Raw genomic sequence first — 22,656 nt, 5'->3', positions numbered from 1 at the left:
TACTAATTTTTAATTTGCTAACCATTAACTCTAAATAAAAGTGAAAGTAAAAGGATTAAGTCTCGTATTTTTTGTGTTTTTTATTTTTCAGTCTTGCGGTAGAAAATCAGCTGCAGATTTCAATTCAGATTTTTCACTATTTAAAGATTATATAACCAGTTTTACGGGAGGAATCGTTTCTTCAGATTCTGATATTCGTGTGGTTTTGGCTTTCGATAAGAATGATTGGAAACCCAATCAGGAATTAGATGATGATTTGTTTGATATTTCACCAAGTGTCCATGGAAAAGTGGTTGCGCTTTCGACCAATACATTAGCGTTTATTCCAGAGAAAAAACTAAAACCCGGAACAGAATATCAGGTTACTTTAAACTTAGATAAGCTTACTGCAATTCCGAAAGAGAAAGAGGCAGCGCTTTCTAAATTTAACTTTACTGTTAAAACAATCAAACAGGATTTTACCATAAATACTGGCGATATTCAGTCGTACAGCAAAGAGTATCAGTATTTAAACTGCGTTTTGAAAACAGCAGATAATATTGATCTTGAAACGGCTCAAAAATTGGTTGAAGCAAAACAAAAAGGCAATAATCTTAAAATTAAGTTTGAGAAAACAACGGGTCCTGCGAAAGAATTTCGTTTTATTATTGACAGTATTCAACGTCATTCTGAAGCTTCAAATTTGGAGATTATGTATGATGGAAATGATTTTGATATTGATCAAAAAGGACAAATCGATTTTCCTATTACGAGCATAAACGAATTTAAAGTTATAAAAGTTGAAGTTCCAGATGGAAATAATCAATCGGTGTTAATTAATTTTTCTGAGCCATTAGAAAAAGGTCAAGATTTTGCCGGATTAGTTTCAATTCAAAACACCAATAATCTTAAGTTTTCTACTCAAGGAAATTTATTAAAAGTATATTTTACGAATCAAAATACACCTAAAAAAGAAGAACCGGTTGTAGTAGTTGCAGAAGAATCAGCGGCTGTTGCAGTAGATTCGGCTGCAGTCGTAGTTGATTCAGCAGCAGTTGCGGTTGATTCAGCAGTCGCAGTTGCAGATAATGCTGTTGAGTATGTGCCGGATGAAGAACCTGAACAAGTTGTGACTGGTGAGTTACTATTAGAAGTTTTTGAAGGAATCGAAAGTCAATATGGTAAAAAATTAGAATCAAATTATTCTGAAAAAATCTCTTTTGACCAGATAAAACCAAGTATTCGTTTTGTTAAAAACGGAACGATTCTGCCAAGTTCAAACAATTTAAAACTGAATTTTGAAGCTGTAAATTTAAGTGCTGTTGATGTAAAAGTATATAAGATTTACAAAAACAATATACTTCAGTTTCTTCAATATAATCAATTAAACGGCGGGCAAAACCTCAAAAAAGTCGCACAGCCAATTGCCAAAACCACTTTAAATTTAAGAGAAAGCACGCTTGTAAATTTGACAAAATGGAATACATATGCTTTAGATTTATCTAAAATAATAAAGCCGGAACCGGGAGCGATTTATAGAGTAGAGTTTGTATATAAAAAGAAATATTCTCTTTATAAGTGCGAATCATCCAATGGAAATGATGATGAAGCAGAAGAGGAGGAAGTAGATGAAAATGATGTGAATTATAGTGGTAATTCGTATGATGATTATTATTACTATGATGATTATAACTGGAGAGAAAGTGAGGATCCTTGTTCTGGATCGTATTTTTATAATGCAAGAATTGCGACTAATATTTTAGCTTCAGATTTAGGAGTTATTGCGAAAAGAGGTGAAAACAAATCCTATTTATTTGCTGTAAATAATATTGTTACGACAGAGCCAGTCTCAAATGCAAGAGTTGATTTATATAATTTTCAACAGCAAAAAATTGGTACACAAGCAACAAGCAGTGAAGGTATTGCATCTTTCCAATTAGACAAATTCGCTTATTTCGCGATTGTTACCTTGGGCGATCAATCGACTTATGTAAAGCTTGACGATGGGCTTTCACTATCTGTAAGTAATTTTGATGTTGCCGGCGAGACTTTACAAAAAGGTTTAAAAGGATTTATTTATGGAGAAAGAGGTGTGTGGCGTCCGGGAGATAATTTGTATTTGTCTTTTATTTTAAATGATGCAGCAAATAAACTTCCGAAATCGCATCCAATAAAGTTCAGGCTAAATGATCCAAATGGTAAAACAGTTTATCAAACCGTTCAAAAAATAAACGATTTAAATCATTATGCCTTTATAGTGCCGACAAATCAAGATGCTCCAACAGGAAATTGGGAAGCAATGGTAAGTGTTGGAGGAGCTAAATTTTATAAAAGCATTAAAATTGAAACGATTAAGCCAAATCGTTTAAAAATCAAGAATACTTTTAGTCGAAAAACACTATCAGCATCTTATCCAAATACAGATAATATTGAGGTGACTTGGCTTCACGGCGCAATTGCGAAAAATCTGAATGTAGAAATGCAAGCTAAATTTTCGCAGCAAACTACCACGTTCAAAGGATATGAAAAATTTAGTTTTGATGATATCGTTCGTCAATTTAGTACGGAAGAAATTAATGTTTTCTCTGGAAAATTAAATGAGAGCGGAAAAGCTTCTGTAAGTATCGAGCCAAGATTGCAAGGTCAGGCACCTGGAATGTTACGTGCTTCATTCATCACAAAAGTATATGAAGAAGGCGGTGATTTTAGTACAGATGTTATGTCAACAACTTATTCGCCATACAAAACTTATGTGGGAATAAAATCGCCTGAATTGAACAGATATAATATGCTTGAAACCAGAGCGAATAATCGTTTTGAAGTAGTTACAGTTGACGAAAACGGAAGACCAAGAGCAGTTAGAAATCTTGAAGTAAGAATTTATAAAGTCGACTGGAGATGGTGGTGGGATTCATCAAGCGATAATTTGTCTAATTATAATTCATCAAACTCAACAACAGCTTATAAATCTATTATAATTGATACAGATTCAAGTGGAAAAGGAAGTTTTCAATTTGCTTTAACCGATGAAGAATGGGGGCGTTATTTGATTCGTGTAGAAGATACAAATGGCGGGCATGCAACTGCCTTAACAGTAAATATCGATTGGCCAATATGGTCTGGAAAAACACGTAACAGAGATGCTTCAACGGCAAATATGTTAGTTTTTTCTACAGATAAAAAGAATTACGCAGTTGGAGAAAAAGCACAAATTTCTTTTCCTTCAAGTGAAGGCGGGCGTGCTTTAATTTCAATTGAAAACGGATCTCGCGTGATTCAGACGATTTGGGCGAAAACACAAAAAGGAGAAACAAAAGTTGAGGTTCCAATTACGGGAGCAATGGCGCCAAATGTTTATTTTAATATCACTTTATTACAGCCTCACGCAACAACCAAGAATGATTCGCCAATTCGTATGTACGGAATTGTTCCTGTCGAAGTTGTGGATAAAAACACGATTTTGGCACCAACGATTAATATGCCGGATGTTTTAAGACCAGAACAACCATTTACAGTAAAAGTGGGCGAAAAAACAGGTAAAGAAATGACGTATACCATTGCGGTTGTCGACGAAGGACTTTTAGATCTAACTCGTTTTAAAACACCAAATGCGTGGGATAGTTTCTATGTTCGTGAAGCTCTTGGAGTAAAAACATGGGACGTTTACGATGATGTAATTGGAGCATATGGTGGAAAAATAAATCAGATTTTCAGTATTGGAGGAGATCAGGATTTAGGAGGTGGAAAAGCTAAAAAAGCAAATCGTTTTAAACCAGTAGTATTGTATTATGGTCCGTTTAAATTGGAAAAAGGACAAACAAAATCACATGAGTTAAAACTGCCAAAATATATTGGTTCTGTTAGAACAATGATTGTGGCAGGAGATGCAAATACAAGTGCTTACGGAAGCGTTGAAAAAGCAACTCAAGTTAAGAGCCCGTTGATGGTTTTGGCTTCTTTGCCTAGAAAAATTTCTCCATCAGAAAAAGTAACACTTCCAGTAACTGTTTTTGCAACTGAAAATAAAATCAAAAATGTTTCGATTCAGGTAAAAACAAGCAACGGATTGAAAGTAATGGGAAGTGCCGTTCAAAAACTGAGTTTTGCACAGCCAGACGAAAAGATGGCATATTTCAATTTAGTTGTAGGTGCTGCAACTGGAATTGCAAAAGTTCAGGTTATTGCAACATCTGGAAGCGAGAAATCAGTTTACGATGTTGAAATTGATATGACGAATCCAAATCCTGTTACAAGTACTTTTACAGATGTTGTTTTGTCTCCAAATAGTACTAAAACAATTTCATGGAAAACATTTGGTGTTGCCGGAAGTAATAAAGCAAGATTAGAAGTTTCGTCTATGCCATCAATGAATTTGAATGGAAGAATGCAATTTTTAATTCAGTATCCACATGGTTGTGTAGAGCAGACTACTTCCTCGGTTTTCCCTCAATTGTATTTAAGTGATGTGGCTGATATTGACGCGAAACGTAAAGAGATTATTCAAAAAAATATTGCAGCGGGAATTGCTAGATTAGGAAATTTCCAATTATCAAATGGCGGATTACCTTATTGGCAAGGAAATGCAATTGCAGATGATTGGGGAACTTCATACGCTGGTCATTTCTTGATTGAAGCGGAGAAAAAAGGATATATTCTGCCAATTAATTTCAAATCAAAATGGCTGTCTTATCAACAAAAAGAAGCTAAACAATGGCGTTTTGAACCGAAATATGGAAATGATTTAGCGCAAGCATATCGCTTATATACATTAGCTTTAGCTGGAAATGCTGATTTATCAGCAATGAATAGACTTAGAGAAACAAAAGGCATTTCAAACGAAAGTAAACTTCGTTTGGCAGCAGCATATGTTTTAGCGGGACAAAAATCAGCTGGACAAAGTTTGTTCCTGAAAACAAGTATTGACGGAGATTCAGATGGATACAGTTACTATTACTACGGTTCAAGCGAAAGAAATAGAGCAATGGCTCTAGAAACAATGCTGCTTTTAGGACAAACACAAAAAGCATTTACTATGGCTTCAAAACTAGCCAAAGAAATGTCGGCCAATCAATGGATGAGTACGCAGACAACAGCTTATTGCTTGTACGCGATGTCGAAATTTGCAATTAGTAATGGTCCAAAAGGAATCAATATTCAGTTTAGTAAAAACGGAAAAGGAGAGACAATAAATACAAGCAAATCAATTGCAGATCGCAGTATTTCGGTTACTTCTGGAGCAAATAGTATTACGCTGAAAAATAATAAGGCAAATACAGTTTATGTTCGCGTATTGAATACAGGAATATTGCCAATCGGACAAGAGAATGCAGTGCAGAGTGATGTTACGGCTTCTATCGTTTTCAAAAACAGAAAAGGAAGTGTAATCAACGTTTCGAAAATTACTCAGGGAACTGAATTTATCGCCGAAGTTACGATTAAAAATCAAAGAGGAGAAAGTATTCAAAATGTAGCGTTATCACAAATTCTGCCTTCAGGATTTGAAATTGTAAATACTCGTTTTACAGATTACGGAGACGCTGTAAACAACATTGCCGATTATATTGATATACGAGACGATAGAACTAATTTCTATTTTGGAATGAAAGCCAGAGAAACTAAAGTTTTTAGAATTCTATTAAATGCATCCTATTTAGGAAATTACTATTTACCTGGATTGCAATGCGAAGCCATGTATGATAATACTTTCTTAGCCAGAACAAAAGGATTCTGGGTTGAGGTTGTGAAGTAAAGTTTTTTTAGCCACGGATTACACAGATTAAAATGATTTTTTAGAATTTGTGCTAATCCATTTCATCTGGCTGAAAAAAGCTTTGTAAAAAGGTCTCCCGCAGATTTTGCAGATCAAGCAGAAAAAAAATAAAATCTGCCAAATCTGCGGAATCTTCGAGAGAAAACTTTGAGAACTTTACATAAATCTTTGCGTCTTTGCGGTTAAATAAAATCAGTCTTGAAAAATAAACTTGTAGCGTTCCTCCAACGCATTATAAATTGGATAAAAAGAAACAAAATAAAATCAGCAATTGCATTTGTGCTCTTGCTGATTTACTATTTTTCGATACCTCGAACTTTATTCAAAGAACCCTATTCAACTGTTATTGAAAGCAAAGAGGGCGAATTATTAGGGGCTAAAATTGCTCGAGACGGACAATGGCGTTTTCCTTCGCAAGACAGCGTTCCGGATAAATTCAAGAAGTGTATTGTTTATTTTGAAGACGAGTATTTCTACAAACATCCAGGATTTAATCCAGGTGCGATGGTAAATGCTTTTAAACAAAACCGAAAAGCGGGTAAAGTAGTTAGAGGCGGCAGTACCTTAACACAACAAGTTATAAGATTATCTCGAAAAGGGAAGAACAGAACTTACTTTGAAAAAGTAATAGAAATCATTCTCGCAACAAGATTAGAATTAGGATATTCAAAAAATGAAATTCTCGAAATGTATGCCGCTCATGCGCCATTTGGAGGAAATGTTGTTGGGTTAGAAATGGCTTCTTGGCGTTATTTTGGAGTACAGTCCAATCAATTGTCTTGGGCTGAAAATGCAGTTTTAGCGGTTTTGCCAAATGCACCAAGTTTAATCTATCCGGGAAAAAATCAGATAAAATTATTGAATAAACGAAACCGACTTTTACTAAAATTACATCAGGAAGGTATAATCGACAAGCAAACGTATGAACTTTCTATAGAAGAACCTTTGCCTCAAAAGCCATATGATCTCCCTCAAATTGCACCACATTTATTGCAGAGAGTGGCAAAAAATGAAGAAGGAACAAGAGTAAAAACAACAATTGATTATGCGTTGCAAAATCGTGTAAATCAAATTGCGAGATATTATTACAATCAATACAAACAGAATGAAGTTCATAATCTGGCTATTTTAGTAATTGATGTTCAGAATAGAAATGTTATGAGTTATGTTGGCAATGCTCCAACAGATAAGGATCATCAAAAGGATGTTGATATTATTGATGCGCCAAGAAGTACAGGAAGTATTTTAAAACCACTTTTGTACGGTGCAATGTTAGATGATGGTGAATTGTTACCCAATACTTTAGTAGCCGATGTTCCTACGCAGATTTCAGGATATACACCTCAAAATTTCAATTTAACATTTGACGGCGCTGTTCCGGCGCATCGTGCATTGTCGCGTTCTTTGAATATTCCAGCAGTTTTAATGCTTCAGGAATTTACGGTCAATAAATTTTACGAAGAACTTCAAAAATTTAAATTGAAGAACATTAATAAAACTCCTGACCATTATGGTTTGTCGCTTATTTTAGGAGGTGCCGAAAGTAATTTATGGGATTTATGCAGAACTTATGCAAATTTGTCTTCAACATTGAATTTTTATACTAAAAATAAAAATCAATACAGAACAAATGAGTTTACAGAATTAAACTATAAAAATGATTTTAAGCCCGATTTTGGAACAGAAACGGATCAAAAGAATATTTTGGGTGCAGGGTCAATTTGGTTGACTTATAACGCAATGGAGCAGGTAAATAGACCTGAAGGAGACGAAGCGTGGAAGTTTTATGATAGTTCTCTAAAAATTGCATGGAAAACAGGAACAAGTTTTGGGAATAGAGATGCATGGGCAATTGGAACCAATTCAAGATATGTGGTTGGGATTTGGGTTGGAAATGCAACTGGAGAGGGAAGACCAACTTTAACTGGAGTTACGAGTGCAGCTCCAATTTTATTTGACGTTTTTAATTTATTGCCCAGACAAAGATGGTTTGATACGCCATATAAAGATTTGGCTGAGGTTGAGGTTTGTCGATTAAGTGGTTATTTGGCTAAAGAGAATTGCCCGAAAATTAAACAATGGGTTTCAAAAAAGGGAAAATCAACAAAAGTTTGTCCGTATCATAGAACTATTCATTTAGATAAAACAGAACAGTTTCAGGTAAACAGCAGCTGTGAAAATGTTGAAAATATTGTAGCTAAAAATTGGTTTGTTCTGCCTCCAGTTATGGCGTGGTATTATAAAAGTCAACATATTGAATATTTACCATTACCTCCATATAAAGAAGGCTGCGAAGGAACTCAAACCACAGTTATGGATTTTATTTATCCAAAGGCAAACAGCAAAATATATTTGACTAAAGATTTTAATAGTAAGGTACAACCTGTAATTCTAAAAGTTGCTTATTCTGAAAGAGACAAAGAATTATTTTGGTATGTTGATGATGTTTATAAGGCTACTACAAAAACTTTTCATGAATTACCGATTACACCAACAACAGGAATGCATTACATTACAGTTGTAGATGCTTCTGGAAATGAAATTAGACGAAAAATCGAGATTATAAAAGAATAAGTTTATTGTATGATATTGAGTTTGGTATACACCTCTTTGTTTTTTGTAATTCGAAATGTGAGTGAAGTTGTAAATCCCTGATAAGTTGGAGATTTTTCTTTGTTGTATGGAAATGAATAGCCAAGGCCTAAATCGATCATATTAAATAAGGTAAAACCGCCCATTGCATAAGCATTTTTTGAAGAGCTGCCCGCTTTTAAAAATAGAAGATATTCTGTATTGTATGATAAATGCACGTCTGGAAGTCCATAATATCTTCCATTGTAACTGTTGGTAATTCCATATCCAGCACCTAAAAAAAGTTTGTTTTTATTTTTACAATCCAAACAAAATTCAAGACCAGCGGTTAGAAGACTTTTGTCTGCTATTGAATAATTTAAATATAATATAGGCCAATCTGAAATTTTAAATTTTGAAGAATTATTGTTTTCCTTATAGTTATATTCTCTTGTAAAAATTGTTCCATCACTGTCGTTGTGCCATTCTGCTTTGCCAGCTAAGTAATCAGCGTTTTGATCTATTGAATAGCCTTGAAATTGTAATTTGTTATTGTTTAAATAGTAATCCTTAATTACAAAAAGAGAGTCTGTATTTTTTATTTTGTAACCAATTGCCTCTTTAGTTTTTATTTTTGAAGGTTTAATTCTGTAGTATAAAGCGATTTCTTTATTGGTTTTTTTCCAATTTTTGTCAAAAAAAATAGTGTCGTTTTGAGATGTGATTTTATTTGAGAAAAATAGAATAACAATGATGATCGTATATCTTTTCATTCGTAGTAGAGAATTATTTAATATCCTATGGGCTGACTATAAGCTTTTTTGTTTCTTGTGAATCTTAAATTAAGACTCATTGTAAATCCTTCAAATGCTGGGGCTTTACTCTTGTCGTATGGTAATGAATATCCAAACCCTAAATCTATAAAATTCATTAATGTTAATCCTCCCAATAGATAACTATTTTTATGAGTTGTTCCAATTTTTGCAAATAAAATAGAAACGTTATAAGATAAATGAAGATCAGGCAGACCGTAGTATTGTCCATTGTAACTATTGGTAACGCCATATCCTAGACCTAAAAAAAGTTTTTTAGAAGTTTGACAGTTTAAACAAAACTCTGTTCCCAAAGTTAAAAGACTTTTGTCAGCAATACTATAGTTCAAATAGGTTATAGGCGGACTTGGAACTCTAAATGTGCCCGGAGCCGGCTTTTGAAAATCTCTTGAACTTGAAAGCGTTCCGTCTTCATTATACCATTTTGCTTTTCCTGCATTATAGTTCCCGTCTATGTCTTTAGAATAACCTTCGAACTGTAATGTGTTGTTCTTTATATAGTAATCTTTAATTACATATAGAGAATCAACATATTCAATTTTTCGCCCGATGGCTTTTTTTGTTTTTATTTTAACGGGTTTTAGTCTGTAATAAACCGCAGAATCTTTTACAGTAGCTTTCCATTTTGAATTAAAAAAGATAGTATCGCTTTGAGCGGCTAATCTTGAAGAAAACAAAAAAAGCAGCGCTAATAGATAGTAAAAAGTATTTTTTTGAGATGAAAAATAAAGATTTGGGATTGTTTGCATATAATTAATTATTTAAAGTAATAATTAGAATTACAAACATAATTACTGGGTTATTTCTATTCGGTCTGTATGCGCTTTTTTTGCACCACAATAGGGCAAAAAAAGGAGACATAAAAGCATAAAAAAACCGCCAATCTCACGAAAGGCGGTTTTTGATTTATTCTGTAATAACATTTCCCTTTTTGTCGTAGAAATGATATTCTAAATACGTGTAAGCGTCACGAGGTATGATTTTCACCCATTTCTTATGTTCAAAAAACCATTTTGAACGTAATGATGGAAAACCTTTGCTGAGGTATGCAGCCACAAACGGATGTGTGTTAAGCACAACTTTATTGTGGGTTTTTAAAAGTCTTTCTAAATCAGAGGTAATCTTATCAATAATTAAAATAGGTGCTTCAATTTCACCATTTTCTTTGTTAGGATCTTCTTCTCTGGTCTTAATGTTAACTTCTGGTCTTACGCGCTGTCTTGTAATCTGGACTAAACCAAATTTACTTGGCGGTAATATTTTATGCTTTGCTTTATCGTCGCTCATTTCTTCTCGCAAGAAGTCGAACAAAACCTTCCTGTTTTCAGGATTCGACATATCGATAAAATCAACTACTATGATTCCGCCCATATCTCGCAGACGAAGTTGTCTGGCGATTTCTGCTGCAGCAATCATATTTACTTCCATAGCAGTGTCTTCTTGATTGGTTGCTTTATTCGAACGGTTTCCGCTGTTTACGTCAATAACGTGAAGAGCTTCAGTGTGTTCGATGATAAGGTAAGCGCCCTTGCTCATAGATACTGTTCTTCCAAAAGAAGTTTTGATTTGTCTCTCTATATTGTATTTCTCAAAAATTGGAGTGTCATTTGATTGATAAAACTTAACAATCGATTGTTTTGAAGGCGCAATTTCTTGCAGATACTCCTTCGTTTGATGGTACAACTCTTCGTCATCTATTTGAATACCGCTGAAGGTATCATTGAAAACATCTCTTAATATTGAAGAAGCTCTGTTAAGCTCTCCTAATACTTTTGATGGATGATGAGCAGTTGGTAATTTTTTACACATTGCAGTCCATCTGCCAAGCAGGTTCTGCAAATCTTTTTCTAATTCGGCTACGTTTTTGCCTTCGGCTACTGTGCGAACAATAACACCAAATCCTTTTGGTTTGATCGATAGAACAAGTTTTTTTAGACGATCCTTTTCTTTTTTGTCTTCTATTTTTTGAGAAATAGAAACACGATCTGAAAAAGGAACTAGAACGATAAATCTTCCGGCAAGAGAAAGCTCAGCACTTATTCTTGGACCCTTGGTCGATATAGGTTCTTTAACTACTTGAACTAAAACAGATTGATTGGCACTTAAAATATCAGTAATGATGCCATCTTTGTCAATCTCTTTTTCAAACTGAAAGGTTTTTAGGGAAAAATCTTTTAATTTACCTGCGCTTACAAGTTTTATGAATTTCAATTGGGAAGCTAAATTTGGACCTAAATCGTGATAATGTAAAAAGGCATCTTTTTCGAAGCCCACATTTACAAAAGCAGCATTAAGTCCAGCAACTGGTTTTCGTATTTTGGCAATAAAAATATCACCAACCTGAAAGTTGCTTTTTTCTTCTTCTTTATGTAATTCAATTAGTTTTCCATCTTTTAATAAGGCAAAATCTACGGCTTCAGAACTCGATCTAATGATTAATTCTTTATTCACACTGTAAATTTTTATCCGTGAATTGGTTGTCGGTTGTTTGTTGATAGTTGTTGGTAAAAATAACCAAAAACCAAAAACCAAGAACCATCAACTTCTACAAGGATGGATTAAACAATATTTTAACAGGTATTGAACCCGGAGAAAATTAGCTGGCAGTTTGCAGTTTTAAGTAATCAGTGGACTGAACACTATATACTGATGACTGGATACTAATTTTCAATTTCAATGAACGTTTAAAAAGAAAAAAGTAGTTTAAAACTACTTTTTCTTTTTGTGACGGTTAGCTCTCGCTCTTTTTTTACGTTTGTGAGTAGCTACCTTATGTCTCTTTCTTTTTTTACCACTTGGCATATCGTGTCAGATTTTATGTTAATTAATATTATTTTGCTTCGTTGTTCGTTTTTACTCCTTCTACAAAAACTTTTGCAGGTTTAAACGCAGGGATGTTGTGTGCAGGAATTTTAATTGTAGTGTTTTTAGAGATATTTCTACCAGTCTTTTCAGCTCTGGTTTTTACAATAAAACTACCAAAACCTCTTAGGTAAACATTGTCTCCAGTTTCTAATGAAGTCTTAACTTCTTCCATGAACGTTTCTACTGTTGCTTGAACATCTCCTTTTTCAAGACCTAGTTTTTCTGAAATTTTCGCTACGATATCTGCTTTCGTCATTTTCTTTCCTATTTTATTTTATAATGGTGTACTATTTTTTTGAGGTTGCAAATATAAGAATTAAAAAAATAATTAATCAAGCTAATTCGTTAAATTTTAATTACATAAACATTTACTTTTGCTTTTTAAGGATTTCAATATGGATTTTCATAACACACTGATAAAATGGTATTTACAAAACAAGCGTGATCTTCCATGGCGAAATACGACCGATCCGTACCAAATTTGGCTCTCAGAAATTATGCTGCAACAAACAAGAGTTGCGCAAGGAATGCCTTACTTTTTCGCTTTTACCAAGGAATTTCCTACTGTTTTTGATCTTGCAAATGCCTCTGAAGAGCAGGTTTTGAAACTTTGGCAGGGACTTGGTTATTATTCACGTGCTCGAAATTTGCATAAAACGGCAAAATATGTGGCATTTGATTTAGGTGGAAGTTTTCCTGATGCTTACAAAGAGCTTTTAAGTTTAAAAGGCGTTGGTGAGTATACTGCAGCTGCTATAGCTTCTTTTTCTTATAATGAAGCAGTTCCAGTTGTTGATGGAAATGTTTTTAGAGTGCTTTCTCGTTATTTTGACATTGAATCTGATGTTGCGATTCCTTCAACTAAAAAAGAGTTTACGGAACTTGCTTACGAATTAATGCCAAAAGATAACCCTGCAATTTTTAATCAGGCGATAATGGAGTTTGGCGCTTTGCAATGTGTGCCTAAAAGTCCTAATTGTGCGATTTGTGATTTTAATGATAGTTGTGCAGCGCTTCAGAAAAAGAAGGTTATGGATTTGCCCGTGAAATCAAAAAAAGTAAAAGTAAGCAATCGTTTCTTTAATTATTTAATTTTAGAAGATGCTTTAGGAAATACGCTGATACAAAAAAGAACAGCAAAAGGAATCTGGCATAATTTGTATGAATTTCCTCTTCTTGAAACAAAAGAAATTGAAGGGTTTGATTTTGTTTCAAAAGCGGTAAAGAATGATCTTTTTTGTTCATATACTATTATAGGTATAGAAGAATATGCTAATGCGGCTTTGGTACACAAGCTTTCGCATCAGCATTTACATATTCAATTTTGGAAAATAAAGATTGAGGAAGTAATAGAAAAGGGTGTTAATAGGATCGATTTAAAAACTTTTCCTTTTCCTATTGTGATTTATAATTTTCTAGAAAAGCAGGAATTAATTTGCTAAATAAAATGTATCTTTGGTAGAAATACCGCTATTATTATGAATGGAACATTAAACAAAGTCATGCTTATTGGGCACTTAGGCGATGATGTAAAAATGCATTATTTTGATGGAGGAAACTGTATTGGACGTTTTCAACTTGCGACAAACGAAGTTTATATTAATAAAACAACCAATGAAAAAATAACTTCAACAGAATGGCATAATCTAGTTGTACGTAATAAGGCAGCTGAAATTTGCGAAAAATATCTTTCAAAAGGAGATAAGATATATGTTGAAGGACGTATAAAATCCAGACAGTGGCAAGCTGAAGATGGGACTACAAAATATACAACCGAAATTCAAGTTACTGAGTTTACTTTTCTTACCACAAAAAAAGAAACTGCAAATCATAAACCAAATCAAGATTCAGAATCCGCAAAAAACACTAACTTTGATGCTTCAAACGAAGGCTTACCTATAAATGATCTGCCCTTCTGATTGTTTAACTAATCTATTTTAATTTGGACCCGGAGCCCAGTTTACTTTTTAATTCAACTTTAGACATCAATTTAATTATTGGTTTTGTCGGAATATTTATTTTACTTTTTTTATCGGCAATTGTTTCAGGAGCCGAAGTTGCACTCTTCTCTTTGTCTCAGAAAGATATCGATCAAACACTGCAGGAAAATTTCTCAAAGGGAAAAATTATTTCAGATCTTTTAGATAAGCCCAAAAAACTATTAGCAACATTGCTAGTAGCCAATAACTTTTTGAATATTGGAGTTGTTATATTGTTTTCTTTCGTTGGTCGAAATTTATTTAATGGAGTTAGTTCTCCGGTTCTTAAGTTTATTTTAGAGGTAATTTTAGTTACTTTTTTAATCTTGTTGTTTGCAGAGGTTTTGCCGAAAGTGTATGCAAGCAGAAACAATATAAAGTTTGTTAATCGTTTTGTTTATCCCATTTCAGTTTTAGACAAACTCCTTACGCCAATAAGTCTTCCTATGCGCAGTCTTACTTTGTATCTGCATAATAAATTAGGTAAGCAAAAGAATAATTTTTCGATTAATCAGCTTTCTCAAGCTTTAGAATTAACCGATTCGGAAGGAACTTCAACAGAAGAACAGAAAATTTTAGAAGGAATTGTTTCTTTTGGAAATACAGATACAAAGCAGGTTATGAGTCCGAGGATTGATATTTTTGCTTTGGAAATCTCAGAATCATTTGAAGCAATCTGTCCAAAGATTATCGAGAAAGGATTTTCTAGGATACCAGTGTATCGAGACAATATAGATCAAATAGAAGGCGTTTTGTTTGTTAAAGACTTGCTGCCGCATATTGATAAAGACGATTTTGATTGGACTTCCTTGATAAGAGAAGCATTTTTTGTTCCTGAGAATAAGAAACTAGATAATTTATTAAAAGATTTTCAGAGCTTAAAAAGTCATTTAGCTATTGTTGTTGATGAATACGGCGGAACTTCTGGATTGGTTTCTTTAGAAGATATTATTGAAGAAATTGTAGGTGATATTAGTGATGAATTTGATGATGAAAATCTGAATTATTCTCAAATAGATGAAAAGAATTTTCTTTTTGAAGGAAAAATAAATTTAAAGGATTTCTATCGAATTGTTGATGTTGATGAAGATGTTTTTGAAACTCGTAAAGGTGAGGCGGAAACATTAGCGGGATTTATTTTAGAAATTTTAGGAAATTTCCCGAAGAAAGATCAAAAAGTGATTTTTGAAAACTGTGTATTTACAATTGAAACAGTTGATAAAAAACGTGTAAAACAAATAAAAGTAACAATAGAATAATGTTTAAAAAAATAATTTTGGTAACTGCAATTTTGCTGACACTAACAGTTGTAAGCTGTAAAGACGATGTTTTGCCTAAACCTGCAAGTTTCCTTAGATTAGATTATCCAGAAGCAAAATATGTCAATTTTGAAAATAATTGTCCTTTTGCTTTTCAAATGAATGAAGACGCTGTAATTAAAGGCGAAAAAGACTGCGGATTTGCAATTACGTATCCAAAGATGAAAGCGACAATTTATTTGACTTACAAGCCAGTAAATGGCAATATTGATAAGCTTTTGAGAGATGCTCAGAAACTTACTTACGAGCATGTTATAAAAGCTGATGATATTCTAGAACAGCCTTATTTAAATCCGGAGAAAAAAGTATACGGAATGTTTTATCAGGTTGACGGAAATGCTGCTACAAACTCACAATTTTATGTAACAGATAGTACAAAGCATTTTGTAATAGGTTCTGTTTATTTTTATGCAAAACCTAATTTCGATTCGATTATGCCGGCTGCCAGCTATATCAAAAATGATATGCAGCGATTGATGGAAACTTTAAAGTGGAAGTAAAAGAATGAAGTAATAATAAAAAACGGCGTCTGTTATAACACAGACGCCGTTTTTTATTTGCGAAGTTTTAAATTTAAGATTTGAAATTTAAAACTTTGTATGTTTTTCCGTCACCAGTTTCTTGAACAACTTTTGTTAAGTTTTCTTGATTTTGAACAGTTTTGTCAAAAGTAACAGTTGCCGTTTTTTTGTCAAAATCAACAGCAGCTTTTTCTACTCCTTCTAAATTAGATAATTCTTTCTCGATTGTTTTTGCACATCCCATAGCGCAAGTCATTCCTTCGATTTCAAAACTTGCAGTTTGTACATTCTCAGCCGCTATTGCTTTGTGCTCTTTTGGAGCCTCTTTTTCGGCTTGAGCTTTAATTAAGCTTAAGCTTTTATCTTCTTCTTTTTTGCAGCTTACAAATGCTAAACTTGCAATTGCTATAACAGCTATAGTTTTTGTAAATTTCATTATATATGATTTTAAAATGTTTAATACGTTTGTTGCAAAATTAATAAAAACCAAGAGGTTAGTTCGTAAAATAATTACAAATTTGCAGTAAAATACTATTTATGGATGCAAAACAGTTGAAATGGGGTTATTTGCTGGTACTTTCGTTAATCTGGGGAAGTTCTTTTATCTTGATTAAAAGAGGTTTGGTTGGCTTAACCGCAGTTCAGGTAGGTTCATTTCGAATAATTTTTGCAGCTTTGTTTTTATTGATTATCGGGTTTAAGAGTTTGAAAAAAATTTCACGCCACCAGTGGAAATTTGTTGCCATAACTGCGTTTTTTGGAACTTTTACTCCAGCATATCTTTTTGCAATTGCCGAAACCGAAGTTGATAGTTCTATAGTGGCGATTTTAAATTCTCTAACGCCTTTAAATACATTAGTTTTAGGAATAGTTATTTTCGGAATTCAATTTCAGAAACGTCAGGTTTTAGGTGTTTTTGTTGGATTAATTGGGTGTTTGTTGTTGGTTTTAAGCGGTGCTTCGTCGCATCCTGGGCAAAATTACTATTATGTAATTTTAGTAGTAATAGCAACTATTTGTTATGCAGTAAATGTCAATTTAATAAAAAAGTATCTGTCAGATTTAAATTCGGTGAGTATCACAACGGGAAATTTTACGGTCTTGCTTTTACCTGCATTAATTATCTTAAGTACCACAGATATTTCTGAAAAGATAAATATTGACATTACGCAGCATTCAATATTGTTTGTGATGATTTTAGGAGTTTTAGGAACAGGAGTTGCAAATGTTTTATTTTTTAAATTAATTCAAATGTCATCACCTGTCTTTGCGACATCAGTGACGTATCTAATTCCCATAGTTGCTTTTTTCTGGGGATTATTAGATAACGAAATGTTGACTCCGGTTCAGTTTTTTGGAGCATTTATTATTTTGATTGGGGTTTATTTGTCTGCTAAGAAATAAGAGCTTACTCTTAACGGATGTCACCCTGAGCGAAGTCGAAGGGCATGCTTATAGGAACGGGGCTTCGACTCCTCTCAGCCTGACAAAAAAGTAAAAGAAAAGGTTCGTCAAAGTTTTAAACTTTGACGAACCTTTGAAAAAATCTTAGAGCCTTAGCGACTTAGTAGCTCAGAACCTTTCTAAAGAAAATCTGCATCAGAAACACCTTCATTGATCTTGATATCAGACATTTTTATGTCTAACTCAAAGCCTACATTTTGTATTAAGTTAAAAGGAACTTTTACACCTTTTACCTCTTTGTAGTCGTTAAAGTTTGTTATTTGTGTATTCGATTTTCCGTCTTGTTCACGAGTTTTGGCTTCTGCTGTTTTTAATCCTGATTTCACATCATAGAAGTAAGTCGTTTTACCATCTTTGATTGCGTAAGCATCGCTTCCGTTAATTGGCTCAATGCCTTCAACTTTTAAATCTGTTCTTTTAATCAGCTGTAATTCTTCAAAAGGAGCTGCATTGGCTTTCATTTCAGCAAGATCGTTTCCTTCAAGATTTTTACGTTTTCCTTGTTGTTCGATATAAGCGCCTTTGTCGTTTACAACTTGTTTCATTAAATTCATTGGTCCCATTGCAAGAGACACCATCATTTTTCCTTTTGAATCTAATTTTGAAGTAAAAGTAAGTGGAGATGGAGCCTGCGGAACTGTTGTGGTTCCGTTCATATAAAGTGTTTTAACAGCTGTTACTGCTTTTTCTCCGCCAATTGCTTTAATGTAATTTTCGAAAACAGTTTTAGCAGTGATTCCAGTTGGAACCTCTTTTTTTGTTGCTGGTTTCTCAACTGGATTTCCGTATTTGTCAAAATAATAAATCGGAATTTGAAGTTTTTCTAAGCCTGCAATTACATCAGAACCTTTTCCAGCAATTACAATTCTCATATTATCCACTAGGAAATATTTATTTGCTACACGGTAAATATCATCAGCAGTGACATTATTAATCGTTTGGATGTATTTTTCGTAGAAATCAGCAGGAAGCTTTTCTGTTTCGATGTTTAGAGCATATCGCGCTACGGCTTGCGGTTTTTCAACCTGCATTACAAAACGGCCAATGTATCCGGCTTTTACATTTTTAAGAACATCTTCAGAAACTTTTTCGGTTCTGATTCTTTTTATTTCTTTTATAAATTGAACAACTGCGCTGTCTGTAACGGTGTTTCTAACAGCAGATGAAGCTTTGAATTTAGTTACATATTTTCCGCTTCCAATACTTGAGCTCGCGCCGTAAGTCCAAGCGTGCTTCTCACGTAAATTCATATTTAAATAACTGTTGAAATCACCTCCCAGAATTTGATTTGCAATTGCGGCAGGGAAAAAATCAGGATCGCTCATTTTTAAATTTACAGTATTTACCAATGAAATTTCAGATTGAACGGCATTTGGAACATCTACAAAATCAATTTGAAGTTTAGAAACATTCTCTGGGTTTGGATAAGTGTTTTTTGGAGCAGCTTGTTTTTTCCAACCGTTAAAAAGTTTTTCGACTGCGGCTTTTGTTTCTTTAAATTTAATATCTCCAATAATTACCAAATAAGCATTCTCTGGAACAAAATAGGTGTTGTAATTCGTTTGAACATCAGCAAGTGTTACGTTTTTCACTGTTTGTTCAGATAAATATTCTCCAGAAGGATGGTTTTTTCCAAAAGCCAAAACGTCAACTACACGATTAGCAATTGCAGGAACACTTTTCTCGTCAGCTTTAAGACCTTCTAGTAGTTTTGCTTTTTCCTTATCAAATTCAGCTTGAGTAAAATTAGGTTGTAAAGCTCCTTCTGCTAAAAGTTCAAGAACTCGTCCTGAATATTTAGAAAGTGAACTGGCATAAGCTCCTGATGAAGAGAAATTAATGTTGGCGCCATAAAAATCTATTTCTTCATTAAAACTTTCTTTTGTAGTTTTTTTGGTTCCGTTACCAATCAAACTGCTGGTTAGTTCGTCAACGCCTTTTTTATTTCCTTCGGCAAAAGGTGCGTTGTCCAGCGTAAGATTGAAGCTTACTCTAGGTAATTTATGATTTTCAACTATCAAAACTTTCATTCCGTTTGCCAAAACAAAAGTTTGCGGTTTTTTGATGTTGACTACAGGCGGATTTCCTGGTTTTGGTTGTGGACGATCTTGTGCTTGCATAATTCCAGTTAGGAATAAAAGGATTAAAACTGTATGTATTTTTTTCATGATTCGAGGCTCTTAATTTTGAACTTTAGTTGAAGGGATGTAATCTAAAATTAAACGCTGATTTGGGTTTAAATACTTTTTGGCAACTTCTCTAATTTCTTCTCTTGTGATAGAGTGGTAAAGATCAATTTCAGTATTAATCAGGTTTACATCGCCATAAAGTAAGTAATATGAAGCTAGATTTTCAGCAATTCCTTCAACAGTTGCATTTGCGTTTACAAAATTGTTGTCGAATTTGTTTTGTAGTTTTTCGTAATCTTTCTCAGAAATCAGATCAGTTTGAATTTTTACAATCTCTTCGTCCATTTCTTTTAAAACATCAGCAGTTGTATGCGGTGCCATTGGTAGACCATATAAAATATATGTTCCATAATCTTCCTGACTAAAACCAACGGCTCCAATTTGAAGTGCCATTTTTTTGTCGTCAACTATTTTTTTGTAAAGCTTAGAACTTTTTCCGTCGCTTAGATATGAAGAAATTAAATCTAAAACCCTAGCGTCTCTCGTTTTCATAGACGGCGTTCTGTATGAAGCAACAATCATAGGAATTTGAATGTTTGGATCTTCGTAAGTCGCTTTTATCGTTTTGGTAATTGGTTCTTCGACAAAAGTTTGTTTTTTTACCTCTTCACCTCTTGGAATTGGAGCGAAATATTTTTGAATCCATTCTTTAGTTTTGGCTTTATCAAAATCTCCAGCTACTACTAAAACAGCGTTATTAGGAGTATAGAATTTTTTATTAAAAGCTTGGAATTCTTCAAGAGTTGCAGCATCTAGATCTTTCATAGAGCCAATTGTAGTCCAGCGGTAAGGGTGGTTTTTGAACATGTTTTTTTTAACCTCAGGTAAGATGTTCCCATACGGCTGGTTGTCATAACGCATTCTTTTTTCTTCCTTAACAACTTCATTCTGCGTTTCAACGCCAATTTTATTGATAATTGGATGCATTAAACGTTCTGACTCCATCCATAAACCCAATTCTAAACTGTTTGACGGAAATACTTCGTAATAATAGGTTCTATCGTCCGAAGTGTTGGCATTGTTAACACCGCCATTTGCAGTAACGATTTTCATCCATTCACCGCGTTTGATATTTTGAGTTCCTTCAAATAATAAATGTTCAAAGAAATGTGCAAAACCAGTACGATCTGGGCGCTCGTCTTTTGAACCAACATGGTACATTACAGAAGTGATGACAACAGGAGCAGAAGGATCATTGTGCAAAATTACATGCATGCCATTGTCTAAATTGTATTCTTCAAAAACTACTTTTTGAGCATGAGCAACTCCGCCAAGCATTAGTGCAGCACTTAACATCATTATTGAATTTTTCATAGGGATTAATAATTTTTATTTACCTATATAATAGGTAGTCCTGAATTAATTATAGTTACATCAAAAATAGTTTTTTTTGCGTACTTTTTTTAAATTTTAAGCGAGACATGATTAATTTAACAGTATTTTACATCTGTTTAAGATTTTGAACAGCAGTTGAAGTGCTTGAAAAAGAGACTTTAGGGTAATTTAAATATTTTTAGAATTAGGAATTGCACAGTAAATTAATAGTTGTATATTTGCAACCTTAAAAATCAATAAATCAATTTGGTATGTATGCAATCGTAGAGATAGCAGGGCAACAATTTAAAGTAAGCAAAGACTTAAAGGTTTATGTTCACCGTTTAGCTAACGAAGAAGGTTCAAAAGTTTCTTTTGACAAAGTTCTTTTATTAGATGATAACGGAAATGTAACTTTAGGCGCCCCAGCTATAGAAGGTGCTTCAGTAGAAGCTAAAGTGTTACAACACTTAAAAGGTGATAAAGTTATCGTTTTCAAAAAGAAAAGAAGAAAAGGATACAAAAAGAGAAATGGTCACAGACAATATCTTACACAAATTGTAATTGAAGGTATTACTGCAGCAGGAGGAACTAAAAAAGCAGCAGCTAAAAAAGCAGTTGTAGCAGAAGATGCAGCTACTGAAGAAGTAGAAGCTCCTAAAGCTAAAAAAGCAGCTCCAAAAGCAAAAAAAGAAGCTACTAAAGAATAATAACAATATTTAAACTCATACGTCATGGCTCACAAGAAAGGTGTCGGTAGTTCGAAGAATGGTAGAGAATCAGAATCAAAACGTTTAGGCGTTAAGATTTTTGGTGGTCAAGCTGCTATTGCTGGGAACATCATCGTTAGACAAAGAGGTTCAAAACACAATCCAGGTGAAAATGTTTACATTAGTAAAGATCACACACTACACGCAAGAGTAGCTGGAGTTGTTAAGTTCCAAAAGAAAAAAGATAATAAATCTTATGTATCTATCCTTCCATTCGAAGCATAATCATTAGATTACTATTTATAAAAAACCCGTTCTGAAAAGATCGGGTTTTTTGTTTTGTATAAGTTTTACTATATAAGTTATGTAAGAGGATTTACGTTTACTTTGTTTTGTGGCTTTGTTTTATTGGGTTCATTTTTTTTGTCATTTCGACCGAAGGGAGAAATCACACTAGTGGATCGACAAAGATTTGAGGTTTTGATTGCGGAGTTTCTGGTGAGATTTCTCCCTTCGGTCGAAATGACAAGATTTGGATCGGATTTCAGATAAATAAAAAAAACCTTTGTCAAAGTTTAAAACTTTGACAAAGGTTTAAGGTATGTAAAAGGAGAACGATTATTAAAGCTATTAATTTGTTCCTTTTTTGTTTGCTTTAGTGTGTTTGTAGATGAATTTTTCTAATTCTTTTCCATTAAAAGTATTGTTTTCAAATTCGAAATAGATTTCATCTTCATCACTTTGTTTTAAAGTAATTAATCTAGTATTGCTGTTTTTTTCTTCAACATTAATATCGAGCCATTTCTTTGGTCGAATATTTTCAATGTACTGTGCGTTTGCGGAATTAATAATTCTACAAAATTCAGAGATTTCATTTTTGCTTAATAAAAAGGAATGTCTTTATAGAAATCATATTCCTTTTTGTTCCATATCCAGCTGCCGTCTCCATTGTGAATTTTGGTTATGTTATAGGAGTTGATATTAGCTTTTTTAGAAGTATCAAAAGAAGCTTGTTTGTAATAAAACATATTGAAAACTGCCCATGCGAATCCAATATTAGCAAAGACTATTAAAAGTATGGATAGCTTTTTCTTGCTCATTTTTTATTTCTGAATGATATTAGGAGTGCAAAATGAATACAG

At 33.4% G+C, this 22,656-nt stretch carries 17 protein-coding genes; 9 read left to right on the top strand and 8 right to left on the bottom strand.

Annotated elements, in window-relative coordinates:
• The first annotated feature begins 40 nt into the window (after window positions 1-40).
• Together ACHRV0_RS00600 and pbpC are read left to right on the top strand one after the other, a co-directional pair.
• Window positions 41-5,728 (top strand): alpha-2-macroglobulin family protein, encoded by a 5,688-nt coding sequence (locus tag ACHRV0_RS00600; protein ID WP_395439587.1) that lies wholly within the window; start codon window positions 41-43, stop codon window positions 5,726-5,728.
• A gap of 219 nt (window positions 5,729-5,947) precedes the next feature.
• A complete protein-coding gene (gene pbpC / locus ACHRV0_RS00595; protein ID WP_395439586.1) occupies window positions 5,948-8,323 on the top strand; it encodes a penicillin-binding protein 1C in 2,376 nt (791 codons plus the stop codon).
• Window positions 8,324-8,325: 2 nt separating this feature from the next.
• Here the strand turns inward: pbpC and ACHRV0_RS00590 are convergent, their stop codons facing one another.
• The 4 genes from ACHRV0_RS00590 to ACHRV0_RS00575 all read right to left on the bottom strand — a co-directional run bounded on the left by ACHRV0_RS00590 (window position 8,326) and on the right by ACHRV0_RS00575 (window position 12,274).
• Window positions 8,326-9,093 (bottom strand): hypothetical protein, encoded by a 768-nt coding sequence (locus ACHRV0_RS00590; protein WP_395439585.1) that lies wholly within the window; start codon window positions 9,091-9,093, stop codon window positions 8,326-8,328.
• A 17-nt stretch (window positions 9,094-9,110) separates the two neighbouring features.
• A complete protein-coding gene (locus tag ACHRV0_RS00585; RefSeq protein WP_395439584.1) occupies window positions 9,111-9,902 on the bottom strand; it encodes a hypothetical protein in 792 nt (263 codons plus the stop codon).
• Window positions 9,903-10,059: 157 nt separating this feature from the next.
• Window positions 10,060-11,604 (bottom strand): ribonuclease E/G, encoded by a 1,545-nt coding sequence (locus ACHRV0_RS00580; protein WP_089052725.1) that lies wholly within the window; start codon window positions 11,602-11,604, stop codon window positions 10,060-10,062.
• A gap of 379 nt (window positions 11,605-11,983) precedes the next feature.
• A complete protein-coding gene (locus tag ACHRV0_RS00575) occupies window positions 11,984-12,274 on the bottom strand; it encodes an HU family DNA-binding protein (protein ID WP_007805026.1) in 291 nt (96 codons plus the stop codon).
• A gap of 139 nt (window positions 12,275-12,413) precedes the next feature.
• Between ACHRV0_RS00575 and mutY the strand changes: the two genes are divergently transcribed.
• From mutY to gldD, 4 genes are read left to right on the top strand one after another with little or no spacing between them, the layout of a single operon-like run.
• Window positions 12,414-13,460: an A/G-specific adenine glycosylase gene (gene mutY, locus ACHRV0_RS00570; RefSeq protein WP_395439583.1), complete on the top strand. Its 1,047-nt coding sequence runs from the start codon at window positions 12,414-12,416 to the stop codon at window positions 13,458-13,460.
• Between the two features lie 36 nt (window positions 13,461-13,496).
• Entirely contained in the window at window positions 13,497-13,937 is a 441-nt protein-coding gene (locus ACHRV0_RS00565; protein ID WP_089052617.1) for a single-stranded DNA-binding protein, read from the top strand.
• 23 nt (window positions 13,938-13,960) lie between these two features.
• A complete protein-coding gene (locus tag ACHRV0_RS00560; protein ID WP_395439581.1) occupies window positions 13,961-15,256 on the top strand; it encodes a gliding motility-associated protein GldE in 1,296 nt (431 codons plus the stop codon).
• Complete coding sequence (gene gldD / locus ACHRV0_RS00555; protein WP_089057503.1) at window positions 15,256-15,816, top strand: gliding motility lipoprotein GldD; 561 nt, start codon at window positions 15,256-15,258, stop codon at window positions 15,814-15,816. Before ACHRV0_RS00560 ends, gldD begins: the two co-directional genes overlap by 1 nt.
• Before the next feature lie 73 nt (window positions 15,817-15,889).
• Here the strand turns inward: gldD and ACHRV0_RS00550 are convergent, their stop codons facing one another.
• Window positions 15,890-16,273, bottom strand: coding sequence for a heavy-metal-associated domain-containing protein (locus tag ACHRV0_RS00550; protein ID WP_089052620.1), 384 nt, complete (start codon window positions 16,271-16,273; stop codon window positions 15,890-15,892).
• A 101-nt stretch (window positions 16,274-16,374) separates the two neighbouring features.
• Between ACHRV0_RS00550 and ACHRV0_RS00545 the strand changes: the two genes are divergently transcribed.
• Window positions 16,375-17,241, top strand: coding sequence for a DMT family transporter (locus tag ACHRV0_RS00545; RefSeq protein WP_395439580.1), 867 nt, complete (start codon window positions 16,375-16,377; stop codon window positions 17,239-17,241).
• A 179-nt stretch (window positions 17,242-17,420) separates the two neighbouring features.
• Here ACHRV0_RS00545 and ACHRV0_RS00540 read toward each other — a convergent pair whose 3' ends face one another.
• Window positions 17,421-19,469: a M16 family metallopeptidase gene (locus tag ACHRV0_RS00540; protein WP_395439579.1), complete on the bottom strand. Its 2,049-nt coding sequence runs from the start codon at window positions 19,467-19,469 to the stop codon at window positions 17,421-17,423.
• A gap of 12 nt (window positions 19,470-19,481) precedes the next feature.
• Window positions 19,482-20,804, bottom strand: a complete 1,323-nt coding sequence (locus tag ACHRV0_RS00535) for a pitrilysin family protein (protein WP_129025302.1) — start codon at window positions 20,802-20,804, stop codon at window positions 19,482-19,484.
• Window positions 20,805-21,076: 272 nt separating this feature from the next.
• Here ACHRV0_RS00535 and rplU point away from each other — a divergent pair, with 272 nt between their 5' ends.
• Both rplU and rpmA read left to right on the top strand, forming a co-directional pair.
• Window positions 21,077-21,514 carry a 50S ribosomal protein L21 gene (rplU, locus tag ACHRV0_RS00530; RefSeq protein ID WP_068844917.1) on the top strand — a complete coding sequence of 146 codons (438 nt, stop codon included), beginning with the start codon at window positions 21,077-21,079 and terminating at the stop codon, window positions 21,512-21,514.
• 24 nt (window positions 21,515-21,538) lie between these two features.
• Window positions 21,539-21,799, top strand: a complete 261-nt coding sequence (gene rpmA / locus ACHRV0_RS00525) for a 50S ribosomal protein L27 (protein ID WP_017497241.1) — start codon at window positions 21,539-21,541, stop codon at window positions 21,797-21,799.
• 596 nt (window positions 21,800-22,395) lie between these two features.
• Here rpmA and ACHRV0_RS00520 read toward each other — a convergent pair.
• The gene (locus ACHRV0_RS00520) at window positions 22,396-22,614 is read right to left on the bottom strand and encodes a hypothetical protein (RefSeq protein ID WP_395439578.1); all 219 of its coding nucleotides are present in this window, start codon (window positions 22,612-22,614) and stop codon (window positions 22,396-22,398) included.
• Between the last annotated feature and the right edge of the window lie 42 nt (window positions 22,615-22,656).

Source organism: Flavobacterium sp. FlaQc-30 (assembly GCF_044005885.1).
In the GTDB taxonomy this organism is placed as follows: Bacteria; Bacteroidota; Bacteroidia; order Flavobacteriales; family Flavobacteriaceae; genus Flavobacterium.
This window is presented reverse-complemented; position numbering and strand designations above follow the sequence as displayed.